The sequence below is a fragment of the Nocardioides segetis genome (assembly GCF_051390595.1).
Lineage (GTDB): Bacteria > Actinomycetota > Actinomycetes > Propionibacteriales > Nocardioidaceae > Nocardioides.
Genome location: NZ_JBNINR010000010.1, coordinates 71,630 through 96,427 on the forward strand (window position 1 = coordinate 71,630; position 24,798 = coordinate 96,427).

Sequence of the window (24,798 nt, forward strand, 5' to 3'; positions counted from 1 at the left end):
CGCCGTACAGTGCTGCGATGACCGCTCCGGCTGCCTCGGCCGCGCCCGACGCGACCCGCGCGTGGCAGCCGGGACGCCCGGTGCCGGTCGGGGCGCTGCTGCGTCAGCAGCGACGTGGAGCCGGCGATCCGACCCACCGGCTGGCGGTCGCCGGTCGCCACTGGCGGGCGAGCCGCACCCCGCAGGGCGTCGCCGCCCTGGCGGTGCGCGAGCAGGACCCGGACGGCGTCATCGTCGCGACCGGCTGGGGACCGGGCGCGGCGTGGGCCCTCGACCAGCTGCCCGCGCTGCTCGGCGACCTCGACGACTGGACCGGATTCGAGCCGCGGCACCCGGTGCTGGTCGACGCTCGGCGACGCCATCCGCACCTGCGGCTGGGCCGCACCGGACTGGTGCTGGAGTCCCTGGTGCCCGCCATCATCGAGCAGAAGGTCACTGGACAGGAGGCCTTCGCCGGCTTCCGGGCGCTGGTACGACGCCACGGGACTCCCGCGCCGGGACCGGGCGCCGCGCTCGGGCTGATGGTCCAGCCGGAGGCCGCGACCCTGCGCCGGCTCCCGTCGTGGGAGTGGCTGCGGCTCCACATCGACCCGGCGCGCAGCCGGGCGGTCGTCACGGCGGCCCGGCACGCCGAGGCGATGGAGCGGGTGGCCGGGCTGCCGGGGGAGGAGGCCGAGCGGCGGCTGCGGGCGCTGCCCGGTGTGGGCGTCTGGACGGCGGCCGAGGTGCGCCAGCGCGCGCTCGGCGACCCCGACGCCGTCTCGTTCGGCGACTACCACGTCGCCAAGGACGTCGGCTGGGCCCTCGAGGGCCGGCTCTTCGACGACGCCGAGCTGGCCCGCTACCTGCGTCCGTGGCAGGGCCATCGGGGGCGCGTCCCCTTCCTGGTCGCCGCCGCCGGACTGCACCGCCCGCGGCGCGGGCCGCGGATGGCGCCCCGCGAACATCTCCGGGGCGTGACCAAATGACGTGATAAGTGTTACACCGAGCAACAGGCAGTCGCGGGGGCGGGCGGATGCGGGTCTCCGGTGTGACAGGCAGGGGTGCTGATGGGAGAGCCGGACGCGGTGTTCGCCGGTGCGGACCATGACGTCGACCGGGGGAGAGCCGTTGTCGGGGGCATGGACGACGTGAGGCGGACCCGGGCATGAGTGCGGTGGTCGCAGGCGGACGCTCCCTGCTCGACAACATGTCCGGCCGGTTCCGCGCCGGAGTGGTGACGACCGGCGAGCTGGTGAAGCTCGCCGTCGAGTCCATCCAGTGGGGCTTCTCCGACATCGTGGCGCGCCGGTTCTCGTGGTCGGAGTTCCTCCTGCAGTGCTGGTTCATGACCCGGGTCTCGCTGCTGCCGACGATCCTGGTCGCGATCCCGTTCGGGGTCATCACCTCGGTCCAGATCGGCGCCGCCGCCAACCAGATCGGCGCCCAGTCCTTCATCGGCGCGGTCAACGGCATCGGCGTGCTCCGGCAGGGCGCGCCGCTCGTGACGTCGCTGATGATCGCCGGCGCCGTCGGCTCCGCCGTGTGCGCCGACCTCGGTGCCCGCACCGTGCGTGAGGAGATCGACGCGCTCAAGGTGATGGGCATCTCGCCGATCCAGCGGCTGGTCGCGCCCCGGATCCTCGCGGCTCTCGTCGTCTCCCTGCTGCTCACCGTGATCGTCGCGATGGCGGCGATGACGACCGCCTTCGTGATCGTCGTGGGCGGCGGCCAGATCTCGTCCGGCACCTATCTCGACTCGTTCGTCGGGCTGGCGCAACCGGGCGACCTGGTCCTCGCCGAGCTCAAGGGCCTGATCTTCGGCTTCGTCGCCATCGTCGTGTGCGCCCACAAGGGGCTGAGCGCGCGCGGGGGACCGAAGGCGGTCGCCGACGCGGTCAACCAGGCCGTCGTCCTCAGCGTCATCCTGCTCGCCGTCATCAACGTCGGCCTGACCCAGGCCTACGTCATGCTCTTCCCCGGGGGTGCGTGATGTCCGAGGTCCGTCTCGGCCGCGGGCTCGGCGCACGCCTGTCCGACGCCCTCGTCGGCTTCGTCGACGCCGTGATGAGCACGCTCGCGATGTTCGGGTCCTTCGTGAGCTTCTCCGGCAAGGTCTTCCGCGAGATCCCCGCGACGGTCGCGCTCTACCCGAGGGAGGTGCTGCGTCAGATCAAGGACATCGCCTGGGGCAGCGGTGCCCTCCTCGTGGGCGGCGGCACGGTCGGCGTCATGATCCTGCTGTCCGTCGCGGCCGGCACGTCGATCGGCATCGAGGGGTTCAACGGGCTGGAGATCGTCGGCCTCGCGCCGCTGACCGGCTTCATCTCGGCGAGCGTCAACACCCGGGAGCTCGCGCCACTGATCGCGGCCCTCGCGCTCGGCGCCCAGGTGGGCTGCCGGTTCACCGCCCAGATCGGCTCGATGAAGATCCACGAGGAGATCGACGCCCTCGAGGTGATGGCGGTCAGCGCGGTGCGCTACGTCTGCACGACGCGGGTCATCGCGTGCATGGTCGCCATCTTGCCGCTCTACCTGATCGGCCTGATCGGGAGCTATGTCGCCTCGCAGGTCTCCGTGGTGGTCCTCTTCGGGCAGTCGCCGGGCCAGTACGACCACTACTTCTCCACGTTCATCCAGGGTCGCGACATCATGTTCTCGATCATCAAGATCCTGATCTTCTCCCTGACCGTCGCCCTGATCCACTGCTGGTACGGCATGCGGGTCGGCGGCGGACCCCAGGCGGTCGGCGAGGCGACCGGCACCGGGATCCGGGCGAGCATCGTGTCCATCGTCGTGCTCGACATGGTCCTCACCCTGGTGTTCTGGGGTGGCGACCCGGGCTTCCGGATCTCGGGGTGAGGTGACGACATGGCACGCGAGGTCTCCCGCAACGAACTGGCCCGTCGGGGCCTGATCGCGCTCGTCGCGCTCGCCGTCATCGGCGCGTTCATCACGCTGCGCAGCAACGGCACCTTCGGCTCGCGGCCGCACGTGACCGCCGAGGTCGCCAACGCCGGTGGCGCGCTGCGGACCGGCTCCGACGTGAAGATGAACGGCGTCATCGTCGGCAAGGTCGCGAGGATCAGCCGTGCCTCCTCCGGGGGCGTGACGGTCGACATGGAGATGTCGAGGCAGGACCTGGACGTCGTACCCGGCAACGTCGTGGCGCGGATCCTGCCCGCGACGGTGTTCGGCACGACCTTCGTCGACCTGGTCGTCCACGGCGCACCGTCGGGTCAGCTGAAGGCCGGTGCCGAGGTGCCGGCCGACAGCACCCAGGAGACGCTCGAGCTCCAGCAGGCCCTCGACGACATCGACCGCCTGGTCAAGGCGCTCGGGCCGGCCGAGCTCGCCTCGGCCATCGGGTCCGCGGCCGAGGCGCTGGACGGTCGCGGCGGCCGGATCGGCGCCACCGTCCGGACCCTCAACGACTACCTGGACCGCATCAACCCGCGGATGCCGCAGGTGCGCGAGGACCTCGAGGCGCTCGCCTCCACGACGCGGCTCGTCGACGAGATCGCGCCGGACCTCCTCGACGCGACCGACGACGTCCTCGTCACGCTCCACACGATCGTCACCCAGGAGGCCGCCATCACGGCCCTGATCAGCGGCGGCACCAACCTGGCCCGCACCTCGCGCGCGTTCCTGCGGAAGAACGAGCAGCGGCTGGTGGACTTCATCAACGGCTCGGCGGTCCTGCTGGACGCCGTCCACGACAACCGCAGGGCCGGCATCACCGATGCGCTCGCCGTCAACACGATGCTCGGCACCACCCTGCCGCAGGCGGTCCGGGGCGGCTTCGTGAAGACCGACGGCACCCTGCGCCTCTCGCCGCCTCCCTACTACACCAGCGGCCAGCGCCCTGTCTATCGCACCGGCAGCACCGACCCGGCGGGCGTCGGTCGGCTCTGGGGGGAGGAGCGATGACCGGACTGCGCTCGATCGCGATCAAGTTCGCCGCCTTCGCCGTGGTCAGCGGCCTCATGCTGCTGCTGTTGGTCAACACCATGCAGAACGGCGTCAGCGGCGGCACCCGCGAGTTCCGGGCCGAGTTCGCCGACGTCAGCGGCCTGCGCGTCGGCGACGACGTCAAGGCCGCCGGGGTCCGGGTCGGCCAGGTCAAGGACATCCGGGCGACGGCCGACGGCGCGGAGATCGGGCTCGAGCTGGTCGACGACCAGCCGCTGCTCGACTCGACCACGCTGGTCATGCGCTACCAGAACCTGCTCGGCCAGCGGTACATCTCGCTGGTCCAGGGAGCGGAGCGGGGCGCCGAGCTGGAGGACGGAGCCACCGTGCCCGTCGCCCGGACCGACCCGGGCTTCGACCTGACCGGCCTGCTCAACGGCTTCCGTCCTCTGTTCAAGGTGCTCCAGCCCGGTGACGTCAACCAGCTCGCCACGTCGTTGATCAAGGTGCTCCAGGGCGAGGGAGGCACGGTCGAGCAGCTGCTCGAGCAGACCGGCCAGCTCAGCAACTTCCTCGCCGACCGCGACGCCGTGATCGGCGAGGTGATGACGAACCTCAAGCCGGTGCTCGACAACATCGCGGGTCAGGGCGACGAGCTCTCCTCGACCGTCGCCGAGCTGCGCCGCCTGATGACCGGCCTCGCCGAGGACCGCGCGTCGATCGGCGCCTCGATCGACGGCGTGAGCCGACTCGTCGGGGCGACCAGCTCGCTACTCAAGGAGGTCAAGGTGCCCCTCACCCGGACGACGGACCGCCTGGTCACGGTCGCCGACATGTTCGAGCGCTCCCGCAAGGAGCTGGTGGACGTGATCCCGGCGTTCACCACCGTCTTCGAGTCGCTGGGGCGCGCGACGTCGTACGAGAACGCGCTCAACGTCTACGTGTGCTCGCTGTCGATCGCCGTGACCGAGAACGGCACCGGCATCAACCTGGCCGGCAACAACGGACCCTGGTCGGCGGCGTGCCGATGAAGCCCATGAACGAGCGCAATCCGCTGCGCGTCGGCATCGTGACCCTGGTGGTCCTCGGCCTGCTCGGCGTGGTCGTCGTCGTCCTCAGCGTCAGCACCTTCGGCACGAAGACCTACACGGCCGTCCTCGAGCACACGGCCGGCCTGCGCGAGGGCGAGGACGTCCAGGTGCACGGCGTGATCTCCGGCAAGGTCACCGGCATCGAGCTGGAGAAGGACCACGTGCTGGTGACCTTCGCCCTCGACTCCGGGATCAGCCTGGGCGACCGATCGTCCGCGACGGTCAAGGTCGCCACGCTGCTCGGCACGCACTACCTGGAGGTCGACCCGAACGGGTCGGGCAGTCTCGCGGACAGCCGGATCCCGCTGGAGCGCACGGCCGTGCCCTACAACCTGCAGGACGTCATCGAGGAGGGCACCGAGGCGCTCGACGAGCTCGACCCCGAGCTGCTGGCCCGGGCGCTGACCGCGATGGCCGGCACGCTCGGCGCCAGCAAGGAGGAGATCGGTCCCGCGCTGGAGGGCGTCGCACGCCTGTCCGAGGTCGTCTCGAAGCGGGCCGACCAGGTCGGCGACCTGCTGGAGTCCGCCCGGAAGGTCACCGACCAGCTCTCGGCGAGCAGCCAGGACTTCGTGGGCCTGATGAAGCAGACCAACCTGGTGGTCAGCGAGATCACGGCCCGCCGCGAGGCCATCCACCGCCTGCTCGTGGAGACCACGGACCTGTCCAAGGCGCTCACCGCGATCGTCCGATCGACCGACGGCAGGCTCGAGCCCGCGCTGAAGGACGTCAAGGCCGTGCTCGACACGCTCAACAGCCAGGACAAGCAGCTGACCCGGCTGCTGGAGCAGATGGCGCCCGCGATCCGCTACGTCGCGAACGCGACCGGCAGCGGGCCCTACCTGCCGCTCTACGTCCAGCCGCCGGCGATCCCCGCCGACGACACCACCTGCAAGCTGGAAGGGACGTGTCAGCGATGAGCAGAGCCGTCGACCGGCGTGTGCTGCGCGCCGCCGCCGCGGTCGCCGTCGTCGTCGCCGTCCTCCTGAGCACGGGGTGCGGCGTCGTCGGCGGATCGGACAAGATGACCGTGAAGGCCTACTTCGCCGACTCGGCGGGCCTGTTCGTCGGCAACGACGTGGGCGTCCTCGGCGTGACCATCGGGTCCATCGCCTCGATCGAGCCGGACGGCGACAAGGTCCTGGTGACCATGGAGATCGACGCCGACCAGCCGGTGCCCGCCGACGCCGGTGCCGTCGTGGTGGCCCGGTCGGTGGCCACCGACCGCTATGTCGAGCTGACGCCGGTCTACCGCGAGGGCGCCCGGCTGAAGGACGACGCGACGATCTCGTTGGACCGCACCCGCACACCGGTCGACTTCGACCAGGTGCTGGAGTCCCTCAACGACTTCGCCACGGGCATCGGCGGCAACGCCGAGACGACCGAGGCCGTCCAGAAGTTCATCGACGCCGGCACCCAGGCGCTGCAGGGCCGGGGCCCGCTGCTCAACCAGACGATCCACTCTCTCGCCAACGGGGTCGACGGGATCGCCAGCCACCGCGAGGACATCGCCGCGACGCTGCGCTCGCTCGACGTACTGCTGAGCGCGATCGCCGCCAACGAGGACACCGCCCGCACCTTCATCCAGCAGGTGTCCGAGGCCTCCCAGCTGCTCGCCGACGAGCGGGGGAACTTCCAGAAGGCGCTGCGCTCCCTCGACGAGGCCGTCACGACGGTCGCCGAGTTCGCCGTCGACAACCGGGAGTCGATCGTCGCGGGCCTCGACGGCTCGACGACGCTGATGACCACCCTGCTGACCAAGCAGGACCAGCTGGCCGAGATCCTCCGGGTGATGCCGCTCGCGCTGCAGAACCTCCAGCTGGTCCAGGGTGACCGGCTCCCCGTGCGGATCGACCCGCTCATCCTCGACCCGCTGGGCGGCCTGCTCCAGCAGGTCTGTCAGAACGTGCTCGGCCCGCTGTGCAACGTCATCAACGGCACGCAGCCGGGATCGTGAGGGAGGCGATGACCGCGATGAGGACTGCGAGGGGGTCTGCGATGAGGACGCGGGCCGCCGTCGCCGCGCTGCTGGCGCTGGTGCTGGGGCTGCTGGCGGCCTGCAGCACGACGATGCGCGACCTGCCGATCCCCGGCACCGGCGTCTCCGGCGACACGATCGAGATCGAGGCCCAGTTCGACGACGCGCTGAACCTCGCGGTCGGAGCGCCGGTGAAGGTGAACGGCGTCGACATGGGCAAGGTGAAGTCGATCGAGCCGGACGACTTCACCGCCCGCGCGACCCTGACGGTGAAGAAGGAGGCCGCCGTCCGGGAGGGGGCCCAGGCGCGGCTGCGCTACACGACGCCGCTCGGCGAGCTCTTCGTCGACGTCACGAACCCGGCCGACGGAGCGGAGTTGGCCGACAAGGCGGTGCTGAGCCGGGAGAGCACCCGGACGGCACCGTCCGTCGAGGACGCGCTGGCCCAGGCGTCGCTGCTGATCAACGGCGGTGGGCTCGACCAGCTGCAGACCGTGACCGAGGAGCTCAACACGGCGCTCAGCGGCAACGAGGCGGACTACCGTGCGCTGCTGGACAAGGCCTCGGTCTTCCTCACGCAGGCCAACGCCACCACCCAGGCGATCGACGGCGTCCTGTCCTCGATGAACTCGCTCTCGACCACGCTCAACGGCCGCAAGAAGACGATCAACCGGGCCTTGAAGGACATTCGGCCCGCGGCCAAGGTGCTGCGCGAGAAGACTCCCGCCTTCACCGAGCTGCTCGCGGAGGTCGAGAGGTTCAGCGGCGCGGCCAACGACACGGTCACCAAGACCCGGTCCCAGCTGCTCAGCATGCTCAGCCAGCTGGAACCCGTGCTCGCCGAGTTCGCGGCCAACAACGGGACCTTCGAGAAGTCGCTGCAGGCGGTCATCCAGGCCTCCGGGTCGGCGGACGCCGTGATCGGCACCGACTACCTCAACATCATGCTCGAGCTGCACCTCGACAACCTCAACATCGACGGGCTGCTCAGCGGAGCCGTCAACGGGCTGGTCACCGACCTGCTCGACCTGATCGGGCTGGGCGACCTGCTGCCCGGGCTCCTCGGTGGCGGCAAGGCGGGGGCCAAGGCGGGGGGCAAGACCGGCGGCAAGACCGGCGGAGGCAAGACCGGCGGCGGGACGAGTGGCGCGGCGACGGGTGACGCAGGCAGCGGCGGGACCGGTACGACGTCGGACCCGCTCGGTCTCGGCGGCCTCCTCGGCGGCCTGTTCGGACGGGGGGCCTGAGATGGTGCGGAAGATCCTGGGCGACCGCCTCTACCTCAGTCTCGCAGGCATCGTCGCGGTGCTGATCGTGACGACCGCCTACCTCTTCGCTGCCGTGCTCGACCAGCCGCTGACCTCGCGACCGGTCGAGGTGAAGGTCCAGCTCGCCCAGACGGGTGGACTCTTCGAGGGCTCCGTGGTGACCTACCGCGGCATCAAGGTCGGCAAGGTCCGCTCGATCGTGCCCTCGCCCGACGGGGTCGAGGCGACCATCGCGATCACGACCGGCACCGAGATCCCCAGGGACTCGCTGGCGCGGGTGCGGAGCCTCTCGCCGGTGGGGGAGCAGTACCTCGACTTCCAGCCGAAGCAGGCGACCGGCCCCTATCTCGCGACGGGCGACGTCGTCCCGGCGGAGTCGACCGACCTGCCGAAGAGCCTCAGCTCGACGGTCGTCGCGGTCAACAACGTGCTGCGCCAGATCGACGACGAGAAGCTGCGGATCGTCCTCGACGAGCTGAGTACCGGGCTGAAGGGGACGGGAGACGACCTCGGCCGGATCCTCGACCAGGGCACCGCCATCCTCGAGACCCTCGACGAGGTCTGGCCCGAGACCGACCGGGTGATCGGCAACTCCGGCAGCGTGCTGGCGATCGCGACCGACAACGCCGACTCGCTGCGCCGGCTCGCGACCTCCGCGCGGCAGTTCGCCCGGTTCCTGCGGGACTACGACCCGGAGCTGCGCGACCTGCTGAAGCGTGGGCCGGGCCAGCTCGCCGACCTGGTCGCGCTGGTCGAGGACGCCCAGCAGGTGCTGCCCGGCTTCTTGTCGACCGGAGTAAGTTTCACCGACGTGTTCCGTTCCTACGAGCCCCACCTGCGGACCCTGCTGCAGAACTACTCGCCGGGGCTGCGGTCGTTGCTGTCGAAGGTGCGCGACGGTGAGCTGCGGATCGAGCTGATCCCGGACATGGACCCCCGGTGCAGCTACGGCACCACGCGCCTGGACCCCAAGCGGACCGAGCGCCGGGCGCTGCAGAAGGACGGCCGCTGCGCCGCGTCCTTCGCCACGCTCCAGCGCGGCGCCGCCCACGCACCGGGGCCGGTGCGGTGACCCGCGAGTCGCGCTCCGCGACGCTGGTCGTCGCGCTGGTCGCCGCCCTCGTCGCCGCCCTGGCCGTGATCGGCTGGCTGGTCGCCCAGGAGCGGGGAGCCCGCGACGACCTGGCCGACGCGCGGTCGCGGGTCCAGACGCTCTCGGCACGCGACGACGCGGAGCAGGCGGCGCTCGATGCCGCGAAGGAGGTGCTGGCCCAGATCACGACGTACTCCTGGAAGGACGGCGAGCACGACTTCGCCTGGCTGGAGAAGATCGCGAACGCGGAGCTGAAGGACAAGCTGGCACCCAACGTCGGCGACCTGCAGAAGGCGATCGTGGACGGCCGGGTCACCGCCCAGGGCCAGGTCGTCGACGCCGCGGGACGCGTCGTCGACGAGAGTCAGGTCGAGGTGGTCGCGTTCGTCGACCAGGCCATCACCGACGACACCAACGCCGACGTGAAGATCGAGGAGCAGCGCGTCAGCATGACCATGAAGCTCGTCGACGGCAGCTGGCTCGTCGACCGGCTCGAGCTGCTCAGCGGCACCAACAGCGGCGAGGGCGCGCAGTAGCGCGGGGCGCCGACCACTAGATTGGCGCGCGTGGCGCACGACGACAACGACCAGCTGGCCGGGCTGAGGACCGTGCTGCGGCGGGTCCTGCTGACCTTGGTCGGCGTGCCCTTCATCGTGGCGATCGCGATGTCGCTGGTCGACTCCTACCGGCGCCGCGGCAAGCGCCCCAAGCCGTTCCCGACCACGCCTCCGCGGACGGTGGCTGTGGGTGACGGCAACGTCACGACGTACACCTTCGGGCGCGACCTCTACGACGACATGCTGGCCGCGATCGACGGCGCGCAGCGGCAGATCCTCTTCGAGACCTACATCTGGAAGGGCGACGCGACGGGGGAGCGGTTCAAGCGGGCGCTGATCGCCGCGGCGGAGCGGGGCGTCGACGTCTACTGCATCTACGACGGGTTCGCGAACCTGGTCGTCTCGCCGGCGTTCCAGCGCTTCCCCCCGAGCGTGAAGGTGCTGCGCTACCCCGTCTACCCCGCGGGCTGGCGCTTCTTCGACCTGCGCCGCTACGGCCGCGACCACCGCAAGATCCTGGTGGTCGACGACAACGTCGGGTTCGTCGGCGGCTACAACATCGGATCGGCCTACGAGTCGGAGTGGCGCGACACCCACGTCCAGATCACCGGCCCGGCCGTGTGGGACCTCAAGCGGGCCTTCGCCGACTTCTGGAACCTCAACCGGCGCCGCCGGCTGCGCGGCTCCGAGCGTCCGCTGCTGCTGGAGACGGCGTCGACCTGGGAGCCGCGGGTGCGCGTGCAGCGCAACGTGCCGCGGCTGTGGATGTTCCCGATCCGGGCGATGTACATCGAGGCCATCAACCGGGCCAGCCGCAACGTGTGGATGACGCAGGCCTACTTCCTGCCCGACGAGGACTTCATCGACGCCGTGAAGGCCGCCGCGCGCCGGGGCGTGGACGTCCGCCTGCTGCTGCCGCTCAAGTCCAACCACATCGTGGCCGACTGGATCTCCCGCGGCCACTTCACCCAACTGCTCGACGCGGGCGTGCGGATCCTGCGCTACCGCGACGCGATGGTGCACGCGAAGACCGCGACGGTCGACGGCACCTGGGCGACCGTGGGCACCGCCAACATCGACCGGCTCAGCCTCACCGGCAACTTCGAGATCAACGTCGAGATCATCGACGAGGGCTTCGCCCGCGAGCTCGAGCAGATCTTCGAGATCGACCAGTCCCACTGCCTGGAGCTGACCAGCGGCGAGTGGGAGGCGCGCGACATGCACCGCAAGTTCACCGAGCTGGTGCTCGCGCCCCTGCGACCGCTGCTCTGAGACGGCCGCGGGCACGCGCCCGGCCTGCTAGGGTGACCGCAGTTGTAACACCGTGTTGCACTCAGGGTTGCACCACGGTGGGATCGAGGAGGATGCCCATGTGGTTCCGCGCACCCGTCCGTGACCTGGCCGGGAAGCAGGTGCTCGTCACGGGTGCCGCCAGCGGCATCGGCCGCGCGGTCGCCGAGCAGGCGGCCGACCGCGGCGCCGTCCTGCACCTGACCGACGTCCAGGCCGAGCGGCTCGCCGAGGTGGCCGCCGCCATCCGGGCCCGCGGCGGGCAGGTCGGCACCGCGGAGGTCGCCGACGTGGCCGACCACGAGCAGGTACGCCGCCTCGCGGCCCACGTCACGGAGCGCGCCGGAGCCATGGACGTGGTGCTCAACGTGGCGGGCATCGCGATCTGGGGCACGGTGCGCAGCCTCGAGCACGAGCACTGGCAGCGCCTGGTCGACGTCAACCTGATGGGGCCGATCCATGTCATCGAGGAGTTCGTCCCGCCGATGATCGACGCCGGTCGCGGCGGCCAGCTGGTCAACGTCTCCTCGGCCGCCGGCATCATCGCCATGCCGTGGCACGCTGCCTACAGCGCGACCAAGTTCGGCCTGCGCGGCGTCTCCGAGGTGTTGCGCTACGACCTGCGCAAGCACCGGATCGGCGTCAGCCTGGTCTGCCCGGGCGGTGTCGACACCGGCCTGGTCGAGACCATCCGGATCGCCGGCATCGACCAGCAGAGCAAGGCCTTCGTCAGGGCGCGGGGGCACTTCCAGAAGCGGGCCGTCTCGCCCGAGCAGGCCGCCGAGGCGATCTGGCGGGGCGCGCTGCGCAACCGCTACTGGGTCTACACCTCGGCCGACATCCGGCTGGCGCACTGGCTCCAGCGCTACTTCCCGCCCGGCTACGCCGTCGCGATGCGGATCTTCAACTACGGCGCCAACAAGGTGCTCCCGGCCGTCGAGCAGGCGCGGCGGGCCGCGTGAGCGCGCCGTCCGGCGCGGGCGAGCCCCGGATCGCGCCCGGCGGGTGGCGCGAGGTCGGTCCGGTCGTCGCCCTGTTCGCCCGCATCGCCGGCCGGGTCCAGGGCACCGAGCCCCCGGCGGTCTTCCTCACCCTGGGCCGGCACCGCCGGCTGTTCTGGGGATGGCTGCACTTCGCCGGGCGGCTGATGCCGGGCGGCCGGCTGTCCCGGCGGGAGTCGGAGCTGGTCATCGTCCGGGTCGCGGCACGCCGCGGGTCGGCGTACGAGCTGACCCAGCATCGCCGCCTGGCCCGGCGCGCGGGACTGACGGGTGAGGAGGTGGCCGCCATCGAGGCGGGGGAGAGCGCCGCGAGCCTGAGTGCCCGCGAGCGGCTGCTGCTGCGGGCGAGCGACGAGCTGCTCGCCGACCAGGACCTCTCCGACGCCCTGTGGGCCGAGCTCGGCGCCCACTTCGAGGACCGTGAGCGGATCGAGATCCTGATGCTCGTGGGCCACTACACGATGCTCGCCACGGCACTGCACGCCCTGCGGGTCCGCCCCGATCGAGCGCGGTAGGGGACTGTCGGCGCGCCCTCGTACGCTGGAGCCATGCGTCCGGTCACCGATCTCGAGCGTCGCGTCGCGCCCTTCCACGTGCAGTCCGACTACCAGCCCTCCGGTGACCAGCCGGCCGCGATCGCCGAGATCACGAAGCGCATCAACGCCGGCGTCGAGGACGTCGTCCTGCTCGGTGCGACCGGCACCGGCAAGACCGCCACGGTCGCCTGGGTGGCCGAGCAGGTCCAGCGGCCGCTGCTCGTCCTGCAGCCCAACAAGACCCTGGCCGCCCAGTTCGCCAACGAGCTGCGGCAGCTCTTCCCCGACAACGCCGTCGAGTACTTCGTCTCCTACTACGACTACTACCAGCCCGAGGCCTACGTCCCGCAGACCGACACCTACATCGAGAAGGACTCCTCCATCAACGAGGAGGTCGAGCGGCTGCGCCACTCCGCGACCAACAGCCTGCTCACCCGGCGCGACGTGATCGTGGTGTCGACCGTGTCGTGCATCTACGGCCTCGGCACCCCGCAGGAGTACGTCGACCGCATGGTCCGGCTGCGTGTCGGGGAGGAGCACGACCGCGACTCCGTGCTGCGCCGGTTGGTCGAGATCCAGTACACCCGCAACGACCTCGCGTTCACCCGCGGCACCTTCCGGGTCCGCGGCGACACCCTGGAGATCTTCCCCGTCTACGAGGAGCTGGCGGTCCGCATCGAGTTCTTCGGCGACGAGATCGAACGGCTGATGACCCTGCACCCGGTGACGGGCGAGGTGATCACCGAGGACCAGGAGCTCTACGTCTTCCCCGCCAGCCACTACATCGCCGGTCCCGAGCGGATGGAGCGGGCGATCAACGGCATCGAGGCCGAGCTCGCCGAGCAGCTCGAGACCTTCGAGCGGCAGGGCAAGATGCTCGAGGCGCAGCGGCTGCGGATGCGCACGACCTACGACATCGAGATGATGCGCCAGGTCGGCTCCTGCTCGGGCATCGAGAACTACTCGATGCACATGGACGGCCGCAGCCGGGGGAGCGCGCCCAACACGCTGCTCGACTACTTCCCCGAGGACTTCGTGCTCGTCATCGACGAGTCCCACGTCGCCGTCCCGCAGATCGGCGGCATGTACGAAGGCGACATGTCGCGCAAGCGCAACCTGGTCGAGCACGGCTTCCGGCTGCCGAGCGCCATGGACAACCGGCCGTTGCGCTGGGAGGAGTTCCTCCAGCGCATCGGGCAGACCGTCTACCTCTCCGCGACGCCCGGCGACTACGAGCTCGACAAGGTGCAGGGCGACGTGGTCGAGCAGATCATCCGCCCGACCGGCCTGGTCGACCCCGAGGTCGTGGTCAAGCCGACCAAGGGCCAGATCGACGACCTGATCCACGAGATCCGGCTGCGTGCCGAGAAGGAGGAGCGGGTCCTGGTCACGACGCTGACCAAGAAGATGTCCGAGGACCTCACCGACTACCTCCTCGACGCCGGCATCCGCACCCGCTACCTGCACTCCGAGGTCGACACGCTCAAGCGGATCGAGCTGCTGCGCGACCTGCGGCTCGGCGCCTACGACGTCCTGGTCGGCATCAACCTGCTCCGGGAGGGCCTCGACCTGCCCGAGGTGTCCCTGGTGTCGATCCTCGACGCCGACAAGGAGGGCTTCCTGCGCTCGGACAAGTCCCTCATCCAGACCATCGGCCGCGCGGCGCGCAATGTGTCCGGCGAGGTCCACATGTACGCCGACCGGATCACGCCGTCCATGGAGTCGGCGATCGACGAGACCAACCGGCGGCGGGCCAAGCAGGTGGCCTACAACGAGGCCCACGGCATCGACCCGCAGCCGCTGCGCAAGAAGATCGCCGACATCACCGAGATGCTCGCGCGCGAGGACGAGACCACCCAGGAGCTCCTCCAGACCTGGGCCGACGTGGGCCAGAAGGGCCGTGCCGGCGGGGTGAAGCCGAAGAAGTCGCCGACGCCCCAGCTGCGCAGCACCGACATCGGCGGCCATGCCGCGGAGCTGGCCGGTCTGCCGAGCTCCGATCTGGCCCAGCTGATCCAGGACCTCACCGACCAGATGAAGGCGGCGGCCGCCGAGCTGCAGTTCGAGCTGGCCGCACGCCTGCGCGACGAGATCGGCGAGCTGAAGAAGGAGCTGCGCCAGATGCTCGAGGCGACGAAGTGAGGAGGAAGCACCGGCCGAGGAACGAGGTCGAGTGCTTCCGACGAGCGAGGAGCGCGCGAGCGAAGCGAGCGCCGGCGACCAAGTGAGGAGCGAACGCCGACTCAGGACGCCCGTGACTCGGGCCCGGACGCCGGCGTTGGAGTGAGAAGTCGGGTGAAAACGACCACGCTCCGGCCATGTCGCCTTGGTCACAACGAGAACGTGTTCTAGTATCGCCCCCGTCGCCGGAGCAGGACCGGCGACATCCGTGGGGAGAGGAGTCGGCGCGTGGCGTTCAATGCCATGGCGGTCGTGCGCGGCCCCGGCGAGATCGCGTTGATGGTCGTCGAGGTCACCAAGCGGATCTTCACGCGTCCCTTCCAGCTCCGCGAGTTCCTCGAGCAGGCCTGGTTCGTCACCAGCGTGACGTTGATGCCGACGATCATGGTCTCGATCCCGTTCGGCGCCGTCATCTCGCTCCAGGTCGGCAACCTCACCGGCCAGCTGGGCGCCCAGTCCTTTGCCGGTGCGACGGCCGTGCTCGCCACGGTGCGCGAGGCCGCGCCGATGGCCGCCGCCATGATCATCGCCGGCGCGGCCGGGTCGGCGATCTGCTCCGACCTCGGGGCCCGCAAGATCCGCGAGGAGATCGACGCCATGGAGGTGCTCGGCATCGATCCGCTCGAACGCCTCGTCGCGCCCCGGGTCGTCGCCACGATGTTCGTGGCCGTGATGATCAACGGCATCGTGATCGGCACCGGCATCGGCGGCGGCTACTTCTTCACCGTGATCGTCCAGGGCGGCTCCGCGGGGGCGTTCCTGTCCTCGTTCACGGCGCTCGCGTCGTTGCCCGATCTCTACATCGCGATGGTCAAGGCGCTCATCTTCGGCTGGCTCGCCGCGATCATCGGTGCCTACAAGGGCCTCAACGCCGGCGGCGGCCCCAGCGGCGTGGGCCGCGCGGTCAACGAGTCGGTGATCATCGCGTTCATGGCGCTGTTCTTCCTCAACGCCGTGATCACCGCGATCTACTTCCAGGTCGCACCGCCGGCGGGGCTGTGATGGCAGCGGCAGGAGAGTTCCTCGGCGACGCCTACAAGAGCGGGCGCGGCTCCCTCGAGGGGTACGGCGACCAGCTCCTCTTCTACGTCAAGGCGCTCACCTGGGTGCCGCGCGCGATCCGGCGCTACCCGCGCGAGATCACCAACACCCTGGCCGAGGTCGCCTTCGGCGCGGGCGGCCTGAGCCTGATCGCGGGCTCGGTCGGCGTGATCGCGTTCATGGCGTTCTTCGCCGGCACCGAGGTCGGCATCCAGGGCTACGCCTCGCTGAGCCAGATCGGCGTGGCGAAGTTCAGCGCCTTCATCTCCGCCTACTTCAACACCCGCGAGGTCGCCCCGCTGGTCTCCTCGATCGCGCTGGCCGCGACGGTGGGCTGCGGCTACACCGCGCGCCTGGGCGCGATGCGGATCTCGGAGGAGATCGACGCGCTCGAGGTGATGGGCATCCCGTCCCTGCCGTTCCTGGTCACCACCCGGATGGTCGCCGCCTTCGTGGCGGTGATCCCGCTCTACATCGTGGCGCTGTTCGCCTCCTACCTCTCGCCCCGGCTGATCGTGGTCTACATCTACGGACAGTCCGGCGGCACCTACGACCACTACTTCCTGCAGTTCCTGCCGCCGATCGACATGCTGTGGTCCTTCGTCAAGCTGCTCTTCCTCGCGGTCGCGGTGATCCTGATCCACTGCTACTACGGCTACACCGCCTCGGGCGGGCCCGCCGGCGTCGGCCGGGCGGTCGGCAAGGCGATCCGGACGAGCATCGTGACGATCGTCGTGGCCGACTTCTTCCTCAGCTTCGCGATCTGGGGATCCACCACGACCGTACGGATCACGGGGTGAGCCGGACATGCTGGTGAACATCCATCACGACAGCCCCAAGGAGCACAACCGGCTCCTCGTGGCCGGCGTCGTCTTCCTCACCGTGATCGCGGTGCTCATCTGGCTGTCGATCGCGATCTACAACAAGACCTTCGACAACGTCACGACGGTCACCGTCAAGGCGGACCGGGCCGGCCTCCAGCTGGCCAAGTTCGGCGACGTCCGGATCCACGGGGTGCTCGTCGGGCGGGTCGACAGGATCGACCAGGACGGCGAGGAGGCCGAGATCACCCTCGCCCTGGAGCCGGACCAGGCCAAGCGGATCCCGGCCAATGTCGGCGTCCGGATCCTGCCGACGACCCTGTTCGGCCAGAAGTTCGTCGCCCTCGTCCGACCCGAGGCGCCCTCCGGGCACATCGAGGACGGCGACGTCATCCCGTCCGACCGGGTCGAGACCAACGTCGAGCTGAGCCAGGTGCTCGCCGACCTCTTCCCCCTCCTGCGCGCCGTCCGGCCCGCGGACCTCAACGCCACGCTGCACGCCCTCGCCACGGCGCTCGACGGCCGGGGTGACCAGCTCGGCGCGACGATGGACCAGCTCGGCGACTACGTCGGTGCGATCAGCGACCACCTGCCGACCCTGCGCAAGGACCTGGTCGCCCTCGCCGACGTGGCCGACGCCTACGACCTCGCGGCCCCGGACCTCCTCGACGTCCTCGACAACGTGACCGTGACCAGCAAGACGGTGACGGAGAAGGCGAAGGAGCTCGACGTCTTCTTCTCCGACCTGACCGGCCTGTCCGACACCGCGACCCGGTTCCTGGGCGACAACGCGCAGAACCTGATCCGGATGGGACAGGTCACCGCTCCCGTCATCGACCTGCTCGCGGAGTACTCCCCGGAGTTCCCGTGCCTGATCCGCGGCGCGGCCAACTACGCGCCGATCCTGTCCAAGACCTTCGAGGGCAACGTGGTCAAGCAGTACATCGAGTTCTTCCAGCCGCAGTTCCGGCCGTACGACGAGCGCGACCTCCCGCAGTACGGCGAGGTCGGCCACGGCCCCTGGTGCGCGGGCCTGCCGGACTTCAAGATCCCCGGCACCCCGCACCCGCTCGACCAGGGCTCGGACATCGACGAGCTGGGCGGGTTCTCGCCGCTCCCGCTGCAGGGCCTGCTCGGTCGCCCCAACGCCATCGACAGCGGGTACGCCGGCAGCGCGGCCGAGCAGAGCCTGGTCAACGCCATGCTGGCCGGAGAGAGCGGCACCGACGACCCGTCGGCGTACGGCGCGCTCGGCTCGCTGCTCTACGGACCGGTCGTCCGCGAGGGGAGGGCCGCCGGATGAGCATGCGCAACCAGCGCAACGCGGCCACCATCTCCGCGGCGGTCAAGCTCGGCGTCTTCACGACCGTGTCGGTCTTCGTGACCGGGCTGCTCGCCGTCATCATGGGCAACATCGGCTTCGGCGAGCGCAACGAGTACCAGGCGATCTTCACCAACGCGACGATGTTGGAGAAGGGCGACGACGTCCGCGTCGCCGGCGTCAACGTCGGCGAGGTCAAGAAGGTCGAGCACTACCGCCGCTCGATGGCCAAGGTGACGTTCAAGGTCGACGCCGGCGTCGAGCTGACGACGGCGTCGCGCGCCAACATCCGGTTCCTCAACCTCGTCGGCGACCGCTACATGAGCCTCGAGCAGGGGAGCGGGGCCGGGGAGGCGGAGGCCCTCGCCGACGGCGCCACGATCCCGGTCGACAACACCGAGCCCGCCCTCGACCTCACCGTGCTGTTCGACGGCTTCAAGCCGCTCTTCGCCGCCCTCACGCCCGACCAGGTCAACGAGCTCAGCATGAACCTCGTGCAGGTGCTGCAGGGCGAGGGCGGCACCGTGCGCAGCCTCCTCGACCACACGGCGTCGCTGACCACGACGCTCGCCGACCGCGACCAGCTGATCGGCGAGGTCGTCACCAACCTCACCCAGACCCTCCAGACCGTCGACGACCGGCACCGGCAGCTGAGCTCGCTCATCGTGGAGCTCAAGGACTGGATGACCGATCTCGCGAAGGACCGCGACACCATCGGCTCCTCGCTCGACAACATCACCGAGCTCACCGTGGCCGTCGCCGACCTGCTCCACCGCGGCCGCCCGCTGCTCAAGGAGGACATCGCGGCGCTGCGCGAGCTCTCCGCGCTCCTGAACAAGAAGGAGAACCGCGCCAACCTCGCCGAGCTGCTCGACCGGATGCCCGAGACGATGACCGACCAGACCCGCACCGGCACCTACGGATCGTGGTACCAGTACTACGTCTGCGGCGTGTCCGCCAGCATCCGGCTCCCGCTGATCGGCGACCTGCCGATCATCAAGGACATCCAGAAGTTCATCACCAACTTCTCCTTCAAGTCCACGGCCCCGAGGTGTCAGGACCGATGAACGACCACGCCCGGCGCCGCGACGCGCGCGTCCTCCGCCTCGGGGTGATCACCCTCGTCCTGATGGCGGTCATCTCCGCGGCCACCTTCAACCTCGGCAAGTTCCCCGGCTTCCGCGGCACCAGCTACTACGCGGAGTTCAGCGACGCCAGCGGCATCCGCAAGGGCAACATCGTCCAGGTCGGCGGCATCCGCGTCGGCCGGGTCACCGCCGTCGCGCTGGCGGGCGACCGGGTGAAGGTGAAGTTCGAGGTCGACGGCGACGTCGACTTCGGCAAGGAGAGCAGCGCGTCGATCGAGGTGCTCAACCTGCTGGGCGAGAAGTTCCTCGACCTCCAGCCGGGCGGCGAGGGCCAGCTCGCGGAGGGCGGGACCATCCCCGTCGAGCGCACCCAGGCGGCCTACGACATCGTCGGCGTCTTCGGCGACCTCACGACGACGACCGAGGAGATCGACACCCACCAGCTCGCCCAGGCGCTCGACACGGTGGCCGACACCCTCGACGAGTCCGCCCCCGAGATCCAGGCCTCCTTCGACGGCATCTCCCGGCTCTCACAGAGCATCGCGTCGCGCGACGCCGAGATCCAGACCCTCTTCGAGAGCTCGAAGGAGGTCAGCAAGGTGCTCGCCGACCGCAGCGACGACATCGTGGAGCTGATGAAGAACAGCGACCTGGTGTTCCAGGAGCTGACCAAGCGGAAGGACGCCGTGCACGCGCTGCTCGTCAACGCCCGGACCCTGGCCAAGGAGCTGCGCGGCGTGGTCGAGGACAACCAGGAGCAGATCGGGCCCGCGCTGCAGGAGGTCGACGGCCTCGTCTCGTTCCTGGTGTCGAAGAAGGACAAGCTCAAGGCGACGCTCGCGGCACTCGGCCCCTACGTGTCCATCCTCAGCAACATCATCGGCACCGGTCCGTGGTTCGACGCCTACGCGGCGAACCTGCTCGCGCTGCCGACCGGTGAGTTCGTCCCCGGGTTCGACGGGTGATCGCGATGGTGGCAGACGTCCTCAAGCGCATCGACCGCCGGGTCCTCGTCGCCGTCGGCATCGCCCTGCTGGTCGCCGTCGCGGTCAACCTGGTCCGCTCCCCGGCGGAGATGAAGTCGGTCACCGCCCACTTCCCCCGGGCCGTCAGCGTCTACGAGGGCACCGACGTGCGGATCCTCGGGGTCAACGTCGGCAAGGTGACCGCGGTGATCCCCGAGGGCAACTCGGTGCGGGTCGAGATGGAGTACGACGCGTCGTACCGGGTCCCGGCCGAGGCGAAGGCGGTGATCGTCACGCCGACGCTCGTCGCCGACCGGTTCGTCCAGCTCACGCCGGTCTTCCAGGGCGGTGACGTGATGGCGGACGGCGCCGACATCCCACTGCCGGAGACGGCCGTCCCGGTGGAGCTCGACCGCATCTACGGAAGCCTCCAGGCGCTCACCCGCGCCCTGGGACCCAACGGCGTCAACGCCGACGGCACCCTCGACCACCTGCTCGCGGCCGGCACCAAGGCGTTCGAGGGGCAGGGCGCCCGGGGCAACCAGATGATCCGGGACCTCGCCGACGCGGCACAGACCTTCGGCGACGGCGCGGGACCGCTCTTCGAGTCCGTCACCCAGCTCGCGAAGTTCACCACCACGCTCGCCGAGAACGACTCGCTGGTCCGCGCGTTCATGCAGGACCTCACGGGCGTGTCGGCGATGCTCGCCGAGGAGAGCGACGAGCTGGAGAAGGCGGTGGCGGCCGTCGCCAAGGCCGTCGGCAGCGTGAAGGGGTTCGTGCGCGACAACCGCGATGCGTTCGTAGCCGACATCCGCAAGCTGACCGAGGTGATGAGCACGATCGCCTCGGAGAAGGACAACATCGAGACGGCCGTGAAGGTCGCGCCCGTGGCGATGGGCAACCTGGCGATGGGCTTCGACCACGTGAGCGGCAGCCAGAACTCCCGGATGGCGATCGGCGGCCTGGTCTGGGACGTCGACGGCGTGGTCTGCGCCTTCATCCAGCAGCACCCGGCGATGCCGGCCGTGCTCAAGGACACCGCCTGCGACCTGGTCGAGAAGCTGCTCGAGCCGATCCTCACGAAGCTGCCGTGGCTGCCGCCCGAGTTCAAGAGCTACCTGCCGCGCCAGGCCGCCACGAAGGACGGCGTCCAGGTGCCCGACGTGTCCGACGTGTCCTTCTCCACCGGCGACGACGCCTCGGTCGCCACGCTGCTCGGAGGTGCGTCGTGACCAGTCCCAGGACCACCCGGCACCGGCACCGGCCCCGGACGCGGCGCGGGGTCGTCGCCCTGCTGCTCGGCACCACGCTCCTCACCGGCTGCAGCAGCTTCGACGGCGCCTACGACCTGCCTTTGCCCGGCCACCCGGTCGACGCCGACGAGGCCTTCGAGGTCACGGCGTACTTCCGCGACGTCCTCAACGTCGTGCCCCGCTCGCCGGTGATGGTCGACGACGTCGTCGTCGGCGAGGTCACGGAGGTCGAGCGGTCCGGCTGGAACGCCGAGGTGACCCTGCTGCTGCGCGACGACGTCAAGCTGCCCGACAACACGATCGCTGACATCCGGCAGGTCTCGCTGCTCGGCGAGAAGTACGTCGCCCTGGAGGCGCCCCAGGAGGAGGCGCCCGCCGGCCGGCTGGGCGAGGGCGACGAGATCGCGCTCGCCAAGACCGGCCGCAACCCGGAGGTCGAGGAGGTGCTCGGCGCGCTGTCGTTCCTCCTCAGCGGGGGTGGCGTCGCGCAGCTCGGCACGATCACGCGGGAGGCCAACCTGGTGATGTCGGGACGGGAGGACCGGTTGCGCAACCTCCTCTCCTCGCTGGACTCGGTGGTGGGCACGATCGACCAGCAGAAGCTGGACATCATCTCGGCCCTCGAGTCGCTCAACAACCTCACCTCGACGCTCAACGCGGAGAAGGAGACGATCGGCGACGCGCTCGACGCGGTCGGGCCGGCCGTCGAGGTCCTCGCGGCCCAGCACGACGAGCTGATCGCGATGCTCGGCTCGCTCGACGAGCTCGGCAGGGTCGGCACCCGGGTCATCAACGCGAGCAAGGAGGACGTGCTGCGGATCCTCGAGGATCTCAGTCCGATCCTGCGCCGGCTCACGGAGGCCGACGAGCAGCTCGCCCCCGGCCTCAACCTGCTGGTCAGCTTCCCCTTCCCGCAGGCGGCCAACAACATCGTCCAGGGCGACTACGCCGACACGATCATCCGCGCGGACCTCGACTTCGCCAATCTCTACAAGACCCTGGGCCTGCCCGAGATCCAGCTGCCGGACCTCGGCGAGGTCCTCGACCAGGTGGGCCGGTGCCTCAAGAGCGGCAGCCTGACCAGCGCCGCCTGTCTGAAGGTGCTCAGCGACGTCAACCTGCTCGCCGATCTGCAGACCAAGTGCCAGGACCCCGCGATCAGCAACAGCCCGGTGTGCAAGCTGCTCACCTCGCTGCCGAACCTCGACCTCGGCGGGCTCCTCGGCGGCGCGAACGGCCTGCTCGGACCCAACAGTCCGCTCGGCGGGCTGCTCAAGGGGCTGACCGGCGCCCGACCGTCGGCGGCGCACGGCACGTCGGCCACGGACCTCCTCGGTGGCGAGGTGGCGTCATGAGCAGGGGGGTGCGGATCCGGCTGATGGCCTTCGTGGTGCTCAGTGCCGTCGGCATCACCTACATCGGCGCGACCTACCTCGGCGTCGTCGACCGGATCACCGGCCGCGGGATCACCGTCACGGCGAGCCTGCCCGGCTCGGGCGGGCTCTTCGAGGGCAGCGAGGTCGCCTATCGCGGGGTCAAGATCGGCCGGGTCTCGAAGATGGACACCACCGAGGACGGCGTCGACCTGACCCTCGACCTCGAGGAGGACACCCGGCTGCCGCTGGACTCGCGGCTCTACGTCCACAACCTCTCCGCCGTCGGTGAGCAGTACCTCGACTTCCAGCCCGCCGACGTCGAGGGCCCGTACGCGAAGGACGGCTCGACCTTCGCCGGCGACGAACGCTCCCTGCCCGTCGACGAGGGCGACCTGCTCGTCGACCTCAACCGCTTCGTCGGGTCGGTCGACAAGGAGAGCCTCGCGAAGGTCGTCGAGGAGCTCGGGCTGATGTTCACCGACACCGGCGCCGACCTCCAGCGGCTCCTCGACGGCGGCTCCGCGTTCATCGCCGAGGCGAGGGCCCACACCGACGAGACGATCCAGCTGCTCGACAGCGGCCTGGCCGTGCTGCAGACGCAGCAGGGCCAGAAGGAGAACATCCGTCGCTTCGCCGCGGACCTCAACACCATCACCACCGCGCTGCGCGGGAGCGACGGCGACCTCCGCACGGTCCTCAGCGCCACGCCCGGCGCCGCCCGGGCGCTGACCAAGCTGCTCGAGGAGCTGGAGCCGACGATCCCGGTCCTGCTGGGCGACCTGATCACCGTCGACCAGGTCCTGCTCAGCGAGCTCGACGGCATCGAGCAGCTCCTCGTCACGTACCCGGCACTCATCGCGGGCGGGCCGACCGGCAGCACGGCCGACGGCTGGGGCCACGTCAACCTGCAGCTCGACTACAGCGTGCCGCCCTGCACCCAGGGGTACGTGCCGCCGTCGGAGTGGCGCTCGACGCAGGACCTGACCGACGCGAAGCCGGCCGACGTGAGCTGCACGGCGGGGCCGCCGTACGTCATGCGCGGCAGCAAGTACGCGCCGGGCAACCGGAAGAACCGGGCCTCGCCCGGGCGCGTCTACAGTGGCACCTACGATCCGTCCACCGGCCAGGTGCCGGGGCTGGTCGACACCGCGGGGAACCCGGTCGAGCTGCGGCAGCCGGAGGACCTGTCCGTCCTGGGAGGGGATGCGTGGAAGTGGCTGTTGGTGGGTCCGGTGGCGAGCAAGTGACGGACGAGCGGAGCCGGGTCCGTCTCAACGTCGCCCTCTACGCGGCCACGGTGGTCTGCGGGTGCGTGGCCCTGCTCCTGCTCTACGTGCACGTGAGCACCTCCGACAACGAGGTCAACGGCACCGACGTCGTCCCGGGCGCCGGTCAGGACGTGGGACGGGGCACGGTCGAGGCCGTGCGGCTCGCCGGGGACGCGGAGCAGGAGCGCACCGCGGCCCAGCTCGAGGCCGCCACCAAGATGGTCACCGCGTTCGTGAACTTCGACTACCGCGAGCCGCAGAGCACCATCGAGGCCGTCAAGTCGATGGCCACCGGCACCTTCCTCAGCCAGTACACCGAAGGGGCGAAGGACCTCGAGAGGCTGGCCACCGAGGCGCAGTCCGACATGGACGCGGAGGTGGTCTGGGCCGGCCTGGTCGCCGGCGACGAGGACACCGCGACCGCCATCGTCGCCACCAGCGGCACGGTCAAGAACAAGACGACCGACTTCCAGCCCGAGGCGCGCAACTACCGGATCCAGCTCGAGCTGGTGCGGGAGGACGGCCGCTGGCTGACCAAGGACCTCCAGTACGTCGCGCTGGGCTGAGTGAGCAGGACGAGGAAGAGATGAGTCGCCCCACCCCCCGCAAGCCCGCCAGCTCCCGCGGCCAGACGCCCCGTCCGCGCCGGATCGCCGGCCAGTCCGGCACCACGCGACCCGTCGCGCCCGACGAGCAGGTCGACGAGCAGGTCGACGAGCAGGTCGACGAGCAGGTCGACGAGCAGGTCGACGAGCAGGTCGACGAGCAGGTCGACG

At 70.2% G+C, this 24,798-nt stretch carries 24 protein-coding genes; all 24 read left to right on the forward strand.

Annotated elements, in window-relative coordinates; all coding sequences use genetic code 11:
* Window positions 1–17 precede the first annotated feature (17 nt).
* Window positions 18–968 carry a DNA-3-methyladenine glycosylase family protein gene (locus tag ACPZVR_RS17350; RefSeq protein WP_436700900.1) on the forward strand — a complete coding sequence of 317 codons (951 nt, stop codon included), beginning with the start codon at window positions 18–20 and terminating at the stop codon, window positions 966–968.
* A 179-nt stretch (window positions 969–1,147) separates the two neighbouring features.
* A complete protein-coding gene (locus ACPZVR_RS17355; RefSeq protein ID WP_436700901.1) occupies window positions 1,148–1,972 on the forward strand; it encodes an MlaE family ABC transporter permease in 825 nt (274 codons plus the stop codon).
* Window positions 1,972–2,841, forward strand: a complete 870-nt coding sequence (locus ACPZVR_RS17360; protein ID WP_436700902.1) for an MlaE family ABC transporter permease — start codon at window positions 1,972–1,974, stop codon at window positions 2,839–2,841. Before ACPZVR_RS17355 ends, ACPZVR_RS17360 begins: the two co-directional genes overlap by 1 nt.
* 9 nt (window positions 2,842–2,850) lie before the next feature.
* Complete coding sequence (locus ACPZVR_RS17365; RefSeq protein ID WP_436700903.1) at window positions 2,851–3,909, forward strand: MCE family protein; 1,059 nt, start codon at window positions 2,851–2,853, stop codon at window positions 3,907–3,909.
* On the forward strand, window positions 3,906–4,922 hold the full coding sequence (locus tag ACPZVR_RS17370; protein ID WP_436700904.1) for an MCE family protein: 1,017 nt from the start codon (window positions 3,906–3,908) through the stop codon (window positions 4,920–4,922). The genes ACPZVR_RS17365 and ACPZVR_RS17370 overlap by 4 nt, the downstream gene beginning before the upstream one ends.
* Before the next feature lie 5 nt (window positions 4,923–4,927).
* Window positions 4,928–5,902, forward strand: a complete 975-nt coding sequence (locus ACPZVR_RS17375; RefSeq protein ID WP_436700905.1) for an MCE family protein — start codon at window positions 4,928–4,930, stop codon at window positions 5,900–5,902.
* The gene (locus ACPZVR_RS17380) at window positions 5,899–6,939 is read left to right on the forward strand and encodes an MCE family protein (RefSeq protein ID WP_436700906.1); all 1,041 of its coding nucleotides are present in this window, start codon (window positions 5,899–5,901) and stop codon (window positions 6,937–6,939) included. The genes ACPZVR_RS17375 and ACPZVR_RS17380 overlap by 4 nt, the downstream gene beginning before the upstream one ends.
* A 41-nt stretch (window positions 6,940–6,980) precedes the next feature.
* Complete coding sequence (locus tag ACPZVR_RS17385) at window positions 6,981–8,207, forward strand: MCE family protein (protein ID WP_436700908.1); 1,227 nt, start codon at window positions 6,981–6,983, stop codon at window positions 8,205–8,207.
* 1 nt (window position 8,208) lies between these two features.
* Complete coding sequence (locus ACPZVR_RS17390; RefSeq protein ID WP_436700909.1) at window positions 8,209–9,300, forward strand: MlaD family protein; 1,092 nt, start codon at window positions 8,209–8,211, stop codon at window positions 9,298–9,300.
* Window positions 9,297–9,857, forward strand: coding sequence for a hypothetical protein (locus ACPZVR_RS17395; RefSeq protein ID WP_436700910.1), 561 nt, complete (start codon window positions 9,297–9,299; stop codon window positions 9,855–9,857). The genes ACPZVR_RS17390 and ACPZVR_RS17395 overlap by 4 nt, the downstream gene beginning before the upstream one ends.
* Window positions 9,858–9,887: 30 nt before the next feature.
* On the forward strand, window positions 9,888–11,150 hold the full coding sequence (locus ACPZVR_RS17400; protein ID WP_436700911.1) for a phospholipase D-like domain-containing protein: 1,263 nt from the start codon (window positions 9,888–9,890) through the stop codon (window positions 11,148–11,150).
* Between the two features lie 98 nt (window positions 11,151–11,248).
* The gene (locus ACPZVR_RS17405) at window positions 11,249–12,130 is read left to right on the forward strand and encodes an SDR family oxidoreductase (RefSeq protein WP_436700912.1); all 882 of its coding nucleotides are present in this window, start codon (window positions 11,249–11,251) and stop codon (window positions 12,128–12,130) included.
* A complete protein-coding gene (locus ACPZVR_RS17410) occupies window positions 12,127–12,684 on the forward strand; it encodes a carboxymuconolactone decarboxylase family protein (protein WP_436700913.1) in 558 nt (185 codons plus the stop codon). Before ACPZVR_RS17405 ends, ACPZVR_RS17410 begins: the two co-directional genes overlap by 4 nt.
* 33 nt (window positions 12,685–12,717) lie before the next feature.
* A complete protein-coding gene (uvrB, locus tag ACPZVR_RS17415) occupies window positions 12,718–14,847 on the forward strand; it encodes an excinuclease ABC subunit UvrB (RefSeq protein ID WP_436700914.1) in 2,130 nt (709 codons plus the stop codon).
* A 267-nt stretch (window positions 14,848–15,114) separates the two neighbouring features.
* Window positions 15,115–15,888 carry an MlaE family ABC transporter permease gene (locus tag ACPZVR_RS17420; protein WP_436700916.1) on the forward strand — a complete coding sequence of 258 codons (774 nt, stop codon included), beginning with the start codon at window positions 15,115–15,117 and terminating at the stop codon, window positions 15,886–15,888.
* A complete protein-coding gene (locus tag ACPZVR_RS17425) occupies window positions 15,888–16,727 on the forward strand; it encodes an MlaE family ABC transporter permease (protein ID WP_436700918.1) in 840 nt (279 codons plus the stop codon). The genes ACPZVR_RS17420 and ACPZVR_RS17425 overlap by 1 nt, the downstream gene beginning before the upstream one ends.
* A gap of 7 nt (window positions 16,728–16,734) precedes the next feature.
* Window positions 16,735–18,051, forward strand: coding sequence for an MCE family protein (locus ACPZVR_RS17430; RefSeq protein ID WP_436700920.1), 1,317 nt, complete (start codon window positions 16,735–16,737; stop codon window positions 18,049–18,051).
* The gene (locus tag ACPZVR_RS17435) at window positions 18,048–19,136 is read left to right on the forward strand and encodes an MCE family protein (RefSeq protein ID WP_436700922.1); all 1,089 of its coding nucleotides are present in this window, start codon (window positions 18,048–18,050) and stop codon (window positions 19,134–19,136) included. Before ACPZVR_RS17430 ends, ACPZVR_RS17435 begins: the two co-directional genes overlap by 4 nt.
* Entirely contained in the window at window positions 19,133–20,122 is a 990-nt protein-coding gene (locus tag ACPZVR_RS17440; RefSeq protein ID WP_436700924.1) for an MCE family protein, read from the forward strand. Before ACPZVR_RS17435 ends, ACPZVR_RS17440 begins: the two co-directional genes overlap by 4 nt.
* A 5-nt stretch (window positions 20,123–20,127) precedes the next feature.
* Complete coding sequence (locus ACPZVR_RS17445; RefSeq protein ID WP_436700925.1) at window positions 20,128–21,357, forward strand: MCE family protein; 1,230 nt, start codon at window positions 20,128–20,130, stop codon at window positions 21,355–21,357.
* Window positions 21,354–22,733 (forward strand): MCE family protein, encoded by a 1,380-nt coding sequence (locus ACPZVR_RS17450; protein WP_436700926.1) that lies wholly within the window; start codon window positions 21,354–21,356, stop codon window positions 22,731–22,733. The genes ACPZVR_RS17445 and ACPZVR_RS17450 overlap by 4 nt, the downstream gene beginning before the upstream one ends.
* Complete coding sequence (locus tag ACPZVR_RS17455) at window positions 22,730–24,001, forward strand: MCE family protein (protein WP_436700927.1); 1,272 nt, start codon at window positions 22,730–22,732, stop codon at window positions 23,999–24,001. Before ACPZVR_RS17450 ends, ACPZVR_RS17455 begins: the two co-directional genes overlap by 4 nt.
* The gene (locus ACPZVR_RS17460; protein ID WP_436700929.1) at window positions 23,998–24,588 is read left to right on the forward strand and encodes an Rv1363c family protein; all 591 of its coding nucleotides are present in this window, start codon (window positions 23,998–24,000) and stop codon (window positions 24,586–24,588) included. The genes ACPZVR_RS17455 and ACPZVR_RS17460 overlap by 4 nt, the downstream gene beginning before the upstream one ends.
* A 20-nt stretch (window positions 24,589–24,608) precedes the next feature.
* Window positions 24,609–24,798, forward strand: a 190-nt coding sequence (locus tag ACPZVR_RS17465) for a hypothetical protein (protein ID WP_436700930.1), incomplete at its 3' end; no start/stop codon positions are given.